This is a genomic window from Paraburkholderia franconis (genome assembly GCF_009362735.1).
GTDB lineage: Bacteria > Pseudomonadota > Gammaproteobacteria > Burkholderiales > Burkholderiaceae > Paraburkholderia > Paraburkholderia franconis.
Genome location: NZ_WHNP01000147.1, coordinates 1 through 7,893 on the forward strand (window position 1 = coordinate 1; position 7,893 = coordinate 7,893).

The window sequence follows — 7,893 nt, forward strand, 5'->3', positions numbered from 1 at the left end:
TTACTTCGGTGCACTTTACGACGTCGAGCGCGACGTCGCGGAACTCAAGCCCGATCGAAGATGTGAGGTCCGCCTGGAGCGGGCCCGACCCATTGCCGACGCACTGCATGCCTGGATGACCGGTCAGCGCAAACTGGTCTCCGAGGGATCGGCGATCGCCAAGGCACTCGACTACAGCCTCAAGCGATGGGACGCGCTTACACGCTACCTTGTCGATGGGCATGTGCCGATCGACAACAATTGGCTGGAAAATCAAATTCGTCCATGGGCCCTGGGAAGGGCGAACTGGCTCTTCGCGGGCTCTTTGCGTGCGGGGCAACGCGCAGCCGCAATCATGAGCCTGATTCGATCATCGCAGCTCAACGGCCATGATCCATACGTCTACCTCAAAGACGTACTGAACCGCTTGCCCACGCATCGCGCCGACGATATCGCTCAGCTACTGCCTCATCGCTGGGCGCCGATCACCGCCTGATCGCCGGCGCGCACTCCCCGGGGTGTCATTGCCGGGCGCTTACAAACCTACCCCGAATGTCGGCGGTATGGCGGGCTGCCGACGTTGACAGCGCCGTTCAGCGGGATGGCATGCCTACGGCATCTGCCAACCCACAGATCCCATCCAGACCTTCTTTACTCAAGTGGCCGGTTGCGAGTGCTAGGTGCTCTGTGACGACTTCGACTCAAACGTCGCTCGAATCGAAATACTCTTCATCCATCTCGTCGAAATCAAACTCCTCCTCAATTTCCGCATCGGAATCAAAATCGAAGTCCTCGATATCTCCTGGCGGACTTTTAAAGTCAAAAATTGGGGGTACGTGTTTGTTCTCGTCATAGAACCGAACACCAGCCGTTTGGAGAGAACCAAAAAAGGGATGGTTGCTTATGAAGTCTGCATTCGCGATCCCTAGCCAGTGACGTCGCCCTCCTTCATAGGCAAGTAGCCAGTCGGCGCTTTGGAGCACTCCTGCCGCAGCATACTGCGCTAAGGGGCCGACCGGAAGGGGAGTCGATATAGTACCGCTGTGTTGCAGGTCGAGTAGCATCAAGGTGCATACGGGGCTACCCATACGCTCAACCTCGTTGACGGCCGCCGGGTCCAGATCAATGGTCAATTGCTTGCATACCCAGAGCAACCATGCCACCTCACCATGATGATCGGAAGCAGCGGACGCAGCGATCAGATTGTTGCATAGGCGGGCGACCGCGGCCTTGTCAATCGGATAACCGTGATGCTGGTAGGTTGAGAGGATGTGCGCAACGACCTGAATGGTGTTCGGAAAGCTAAATGCACACTTCAGCAAGTATGACTCAAAGATGCTCCAGTTCGACTTTTTGATGATAGTGGAGGAAATTTGCTTCACTCCGTACTTGATAAGGCTCTCGTCCTTGAACTTCTTTTCCAGGGAAAACAGACTTTCGAAATAGTGGTGAATGTCGTCTCGCTGCTCCTTTCGGGCAGGTGAAACAGTGAGCCTTTTGATCGCATATTTCCAAGACTCCTCGACAAGCTCTTTCGTTTCGATGATGCGCGTCTTCGACGCATTGATCTGAAGTTGATAGTCGCTAACCGCTCGGGTGATCGCTGCCAATGCACGCTCCGCTTCCTCACGCTTGCTGAAGAAAAAGAAGAAGTCGTCGACATAACGAAAGCCACGAGGCGCGCTCCCGAGTTCCTGTATGAACTGCTCGTCGATCGCAACAGCAACGATTTCTGCAAGGATATGTGACGTGTCCGGCCCAATCGGCAATCCGATGGTCTGGCCGTCCTGGATGCCCATAGAGCGCCCATCTAGAATGTTGCCGTACACGGCCGGAACCTTCTTCTGATTTGCTTTTGCAATTACTTTGGTGTGAAGCGCCCATGGAATGACATGGGTATAGATTGTGGGGAAAAATGCCGAAATATCAGTCACTAAGGCGTACCTAAATCCAGCCGCTGCGGTGATTTTCTCCTCGTGAAGCTCGCTGAATTTGGGAATCGTGATAGCACGCAAGCCGCCGACAATCGTCGGTTTGCTTTTTGACAACGGACTCTTCGCGTAGTGTTCCTGGATTTGCGTCCAATACTGACTAATATCGCGCGCGAGAAAATAGAATGAAGTTGGATTCAGTATTGCTGTTATCCGACGATAGTATGACGATCGGGGGACAGAGAAGCGCTCGGGCGAAGTCCTAGGTGGTTCGGTAGCCTCCCATTGATGCTGAAATTTAGGAAGCTCAGTTGCGAAAGACTCGGACGTGAAATTCGGTGGCAACTGAATGGGAAAGTAACCTCGGGAAAGCAAATCGCCAAGCATCGCCATAATTTTCCTCGCGTTTATTCACGGGTTGCATGATACAAGGATTTGCACGTCGACAATGCGTCGATGCGCCCGGCATGTGGTCCGAAGCCGCACTCCCAAGGCCGCGCTCGTTCATGGGCGACCGGTCGCAATGAAGTGCCCCGCCGGATGGGTGACGTTCGCGGGTCGGCTACTACCAACGTTCACGCGTGGGGAGCCGTGCGGCGACTGCAAATTGCTTTGCTGTCGTTTGCAATCAATAGACGGTGAAGGTTAGCTTCGATGGAACTCGAATGAATCTTCCCGAACTTGATTCACCCTTAAGGACGTCCGAATCAATGGCGACACCCCAGTGTGGAACGTCGGATTCTGTCAGAGTCCGGAATTATTTGGCAGCATGGCCAGATGCTCCCGGATGTCTCGATGAAAATCCTCCCCGTGTTCCTTTAACAGTAAATAGGCGAATATCTCGCGCAAAGAACGCCGCAGATGCGGTATATCGTCATGCATAATCGGTGCGTACGGAAACTCGCCGTACCTGCTCTCCGGGTGCATCGTGATCACCCTTTCCTCGTAGAATGATTCAAAATACCTTGTGGTCACATCTGGCGCATCCAGGCCAAATGGCGCATCGAAATGATTGTGAAGCCAAACAGCAGCGTCGTGTGCGGATGGATTTTCAATGCCGGAAGGTTGAAGATGGCTTTTGACGAGACTAAATGAGGCATCGAGTGCAATGTAGAGAGACAGGATAGCTTCTTCATTGAACTCGTAGTGCTGCCGAAGCATGTCGGCCTTAATGAGCGTATAGATTCCTCGGTAGAAAACGAAGCTCGCGCCGCGCAATTTGTCCCAGAATCTTAAGAGTCTATCGAATCCATATCTATCGGCTGGGATGACGGTGTATTTTTTTGGAATCGTCCCCGTGAGTCGGCCGTGCTGGCCAAACGGGCCTACGACGTCGCCAGCTGTCTTCAATATGAGATCGCGCACTCGATGGACTGTCAAAGGACATGTCATATCAAGATCTCGTGCGTCTAAGCGAGGACTATAACGGACGACAGGGTAAAGGCTTACGTATGGCTCATCGCGGAGCTCGCACAGAACGAGCGACGCCATGAAACGAAGTTCTTCTGGTGAAGCCCAGTCGAACTCTGAGTATGGTGCATCGTCGATAACGTCCGCCCAATCGCCACCTTGGACAACAGAAAATGCGACATCTTCATCGGCATAGAAGAATCCAGTTGGGACGTGCCGAACACCAGCTGGATAGCAACCCCTCGGATCCATGATCATCACGCGGTAAGTGGGGCTACCTTTCCGCGCGACGACCTCACGCTGCGGAAGGAAAGTCAATTCTTGCGAACTCGGTCGGCGACGCATCGTTTTTCTTAAAATGTACGCTGATGGATAGTCCGGGGAGAGATAAGTTACATCTCAGTTGAGTTGTCTAGCTGTTGCCAGTCGTCCGAAATCTGCTGCCAGTTGACATTCCGCTCGACCGATATTTCGTGGCCGGCCTCGTCCTGCCGTCTGCCAGACCATACGGCCCAGAAATCGGGGTCGTCGGATTTCGGTCGCTGGGTCTCATGCAGTTTCGTCATCTCAACCAACACGGGAAGCTCCGATGCCCACCCCATCAGAATCGCGTTGCGCGACGGGAGAGATGGCAAATCTCTAAGCAAGCCCCGGAGGTTGTCCGGCACGAGTCGGTGCACCAGTTCTTGGTCTCGGTCGTTGCTGATCCGATGCAGAAGGTAGCTGTTGCATTGCGAAAGAACCGTTGGAGACAGCTCGCTGGGGCGCTGTGACGACAGGACCAGTCCAAGTCCGAACTTACGGCCTTCGCGCGCAATTTTCTCGAACACCTGGCAGCAGATGGCTGCGGCGTTTTGATTCTCTGCATCATCGTTATAGCGACGGATGAACGTGTGCGCCTCTTCCATAACAAGCACTGTTGGTAACGTCTTGCCTTTGGAGGCTTTTCGGTATCGCTGGAGTGCTTCAAGTGTCATCCGTGCAATTACCGCAGTAACGATATGCACGACGTCCGCTGGCACAAGAGATAAGTCGATGACCGTTACGGTGCCGTTGGATGCCTCGTCATCGCCGATATAGTCGGTCAACCAACTCGCCAAGTTCATGTCGCTGGCACCGCTGGCGATCGTTTTCATGCGGCTATCTGAAAGAATCGTCCGGATACGCATCAGCATCGTCTCGACATACTCGGATACATTCAGTAGCTCAGCGTTAGCTTCCACGCTGCGCAGGAGCTGGTCGCCCGTGAATGGTCTCGGAATGTCAGCATCAATAGGAAGCACATCGACGTCGCTTCCCCCGAAAGCCAAGTGAGCGGTCTGCAACGATGCGAGAAGCCCGTCGACTTCAGCTTTAGTGAAATCGAGGTGCGGATACTTGTTAGCTGAAGTCGAAGTGCGGGCTACGATTAGCGTGTCGAGCACCGACTGTAGCGCTTCGAGGGCTATAGTCTCATTGCCGCGAAAGGATTGATCCAGTTCAAGGCTCCCACGCCATTTCTCGATTTTTTGAAGAAAGTTCTTGTTGTGCGGAAACGCTTTCCATGGGCTTCCTGAACTTCGCTCAATCTGAACAGCACTCACCAATGTACGCAGATAACGGCGCATATCGTGGCTTGGTGTGACGGCTGCGTCCACGCTGCCGTCGCGCACCGAGCGCAATGCTTGGATGAGCGTCGGGCGCTGCGCCCTTGAGCTGGCCTGTGTGAAGGCACTCCACTCCGCGGTGTTCCAGAACCATAGCGGTATTTGCAGTTGCCCGATTCCGTTGTTGGGATCAGCCTCGACCGCATAGAGTCGGACCTTGCTCATGTCCTTGAAGGTGTTTGAATATTCACCGTTCGGGTCAAGAACGATGAAGCGGGCATTCGGATTCTCATCACCTCGCGCTTTCTTGGCTTCTTCCATGGACCAACGGATGATCCCAGCGACAGAGCACGACTTTCCACTGCCAGTGTTTCCCAAGACGGCAAGATGGCGGCCGAACAGCCGGTCCGGATCAACCATCACCTCGGCATTCGCAGCGAGAGGACTTATCCCAATCTTCACCCGGCGATTTTCGCCCGACTCGACAATCGACCGTAGCTGGACCTGAGTCGGAAGCATTACCGGCGCACCGACCGAAGGATAGGCGTCGATGCCTCGACGAAAGTTGTAGCGTTCTTTGCCGGCGTGAGAGCCCTCATAAATCAAACGTCCCAGCGGGTTGAGACTCATTTTTCGAAGCGGATAGGGCAGGTCCACAAGTCCGAAGTCCTGCATCCCCTTGCGCTTGGGATACTGAGATCGCTCCACTGTGATCCATTCGACCTGAGCGACAAGATGTCCTTCGTCGCTGGGAATCAACACATACCCGTTGATGCGGGGAAACGGTCGTGGCGTCCCGGTATTCAAAGCGACAGCGTCGGGAGCTTCAATGTCTAGGAGCACTTTGATTTCGTCCGGAGAGACGAAGTCGATGCTTCCAATCCGCAGTGAGTCTGCGTAGGCGAGGGGAGAAATCGTCATGCGAGATCCTCCCCATCGAACACGTCCGGACCGCTACTCTCAGAGGGCTTGGGCGCTGCGGCAACGTTCCACCGCTGTTTGAGCAACTCACTCATGCGGAACGTCGTCTTGTCGATAGCAGCCTTTGGCAAGAAGTGTTCTGTGAGCTTTTGCAGGTCTGCGAGTACAGGCCCGATCAACAAGCTGATTTGGGGCGAGCGCCCAAGTTCTTCATAGGTCCCCATGATTCGCCCGAGCGGATCGTTAAACGATATGACCACCAGGTGCGTCGATGGGATCGTCAGCATGTCCCGAATCACCCGATTTATATGCTCGTCCCCGAAACTGTAGCCATAAGTGACCAAGGTGCTATTAGGTCTGCAGATAGCTGCGGCAAGGTCGCGGAAGAGTTCAACGTATGGGTAGTCCGAGGTTTCCCTGTCTTTCGCTGAGTTAGGGTAGATCATGAGCGCATGGGCGGTTGCGCCGTCCAAACCCGGTGCATTGAGAAAGGGTTCAACACTCTCCGCACCAAATGGAAGCCCGAGACGTCGAATGTCGGCGTTGGATTGAATCCAGTCGACCGAGCCGTGGAGCTTGGTGAAGCGAGCAACGCCTTCGAGATAGCGGGGTTCTCCCCGAATGCCAGGCGGGTTGTAGTGCATGTCCAGATCTAGTCTGGATGACCGAAAGATGGGCGTTAGGTTACCGAGGAATCTATCGAGCAGATGCAGCCCGGCTAACTCCGCACCTGCCTCTAGAAGACGGTCATAGTTGGTCGTGAAAATATTGAGCCTGTCTCGGACACCGGTCCGACTGGCAAAGCTCATGAGAAACGTGACGAGAATATTCAAAGCCTGCTCGCGCCGACTCTCTTCGGCAACCGCAATTCCCCGCTCGCTGAGCAATATCGACTTCGAAAAGGCAGTGAGGATGGCGGTAAGATCGTCCTCGAGCGCTTTCGACTCGTGGCTCATCCCGAGGATCCTCAAACCCCGCAGCAATTCATTGGCGACGCGCAACTGGTCCTCGATATTTCCAGCTTCACGGCCAGCCTTGCTGGCGGCCTCTACAGCCGCTTTCCCTATTTCACCGTCGTAGTTGGAAAACGATGTCGCGCCCATTCCCGTCGCGCCTACTCCCGTTGCGAGATAGTGGACAGCGTGAGTCAGACCGGAGCCGACGAGCATTGATAGGTGCTCCGACTGAAACAGTGATGTAAGCCACGGCTCAGCGCGATTTCGGAGTTCGGTGAGGCCAAATTCTTCGTTACTTATCCAAGACGCATTGCAACCCGGTGCAATTCGGAACGTGTTCGGCTTACCAGTTGGTGAAAAAAGGATCGGTCGAGGATCGTCGCGTACTTTTAGCACGTTCTCGAATTTCAGACTTTCGCTCTCTTCGCTCATCGCTTTTCCCTCTTTTAATTATCCGCAGGTCGCGAAGAATTATATCGATACCCGTATGTTGTGGGGCCGTGCTGCGGTACGACCACAAGCGCCGGCTCTCGCCGCTAGCCAGTCGCTTGGTTCGCGCCAGAGCAACGCTACACATTGGGGGGTGATAATCGCCGCCTCACCTGGTCGTGACGCGCCCCCGCGTTCCAAGGCGGCAGAATCAGGTTGTGTGGTCTACTTTCGAACGACCGCTTTCGTGAAACGTGGCCGCCGCTGTGGGTCGCAAGTGTGAGCTGGCCCGCGCAGAAGACAATTACTTCATTTCTTTATCCAGCCAACGTCTGCGACACACCACATTGCTGACGTAGACCCGGGCCTTATCGAACGTCCGCAATGGCCGACAGGACTAAACCGCTCGCGCGGTAGGGGGCTGCGGCCCGACTCTGGCGGCGAATGGGAGGCCAGTGGCGCCGGTGGTTATGTTGGTGGTTGAGGCAATCCGCCTCGCCCTCCAGCAGGAGCCCCATCATGACCTCCTCCGATCCGGGCATCAGCCCGCTGCGCCGCCATATGCTTGAGGACCTGCGCATGCGCAGGTTCGCACCGAAGACCCAGGCCGCCTATCTGCGTGCCGTACGTCAGTTCGCCCGATACCTCGGGCGTTCACCCGATACCGCCACCGTCGAGAAC

6 protein-coding genes are annotated in these 7,893 nt (G+C 55.0%); 2 read left to right on the plus strand and 4 right to left on the minus strand.

Annotation, left to right across the window (positions count from 1 at the left end; all coding sequences use genetic code 11):
* Positions 1-475 (plus strand): IS66 family transposase (locus GCT13_RS46080; protein WP_152768262.1); only part of this gene is annotated, 475 nt, incomplete at its 5' end.
* A gap of 205 nt (positions 476-680) precedes the next feature.
* Here the strand turns inward: GCT13_RS46080 and GCT13_RS46085 are convergent.
* From GCT13_RS46085 to GCT13_RS46100, 4 genes are all read right to left on the minus strand, one after another.
* The gene (locus GCT13_RS46085) at positions 681-2,027 is read right to left on the minus strand and encodes an RNA-directed DNA polymerase (protein WP_160111893.1); all 1,347 of its coding nucleotides are present in this window, start codon (positions 2,025-2,027) and stop codon (positions 681-683) included.
* Between the two features lie 627 nt (positions 2,028-2,654).
* Entirely contained in the window at positions 2,655-3,572 is a 918-nt protein-coding gene (locus GCT13_RS46090) for a hypothetical protein (protein ID WP_143811245.1), read from the minus strand.
* Positions 3,573-3,712: 140 nt separating this feature from the next.
* A complete protein-coding gene (locus GCT13_RS46095; protein ID WP_087740437.1) occupies positions 3,713-5,827 on the minus strand; it encodes an ATP-binding protein in 2,115 nt (704 codons plus the stop codon).
* On the minus strand, positions 5,824-7,215 hold the full coding sequence (locus GCT13_RS46100) for an SIR2 family protein (RefSeq protein ID WP_087740436.1): 1,392 nt from the start codon (positions 7,213-7,215) through the stop codon (positions 5,824-5,826). Before GCT13_RS46100 ends, GCT13_RS46095 begins: the two co-directional genes overlap by 4 nt.
* Before the next feature lie 558 nt (positions 7,216-7,773).
* Between GCT13_RS46100 and GCT13_RS46105 the strand changes: the two genes are divergently transcribed.
* Positions 7,774-7,893: phage integrase N-terminal SAM-like domain-containing protein (locus tag GCT13_RS46105; protein ID WP_321575053.1), on the plus strand; the 120-nt coding region annotated here is incomplete at its 3' end.

Excerpts from the sequence above, each read along its gene's own strand:
- GCT13_RS46090 (WP_143811245.1), bottom strand. The coding sequence starts at position 3,572 with ATGGATCCGAGGGGTTGCTATCCAGCTGGTGTTCGGCACGTCCCAACT.
- GCT13_RS46095 (WP_087740437.1), bottom strand. The coding sequence starts at position 5,827 with ATGACGATTTCTCCCCTCGCCTACGCAGACTCACTGCGGATTGGAAGC.
- GCT13_RS46100 (WP_087740436.1), bottom strand. The coding sequence starts at position 7,215 with ATGAGCGAAGAGAGCGAAAGTCTGAAATTCGAGAACGTGCTAAAAGTA.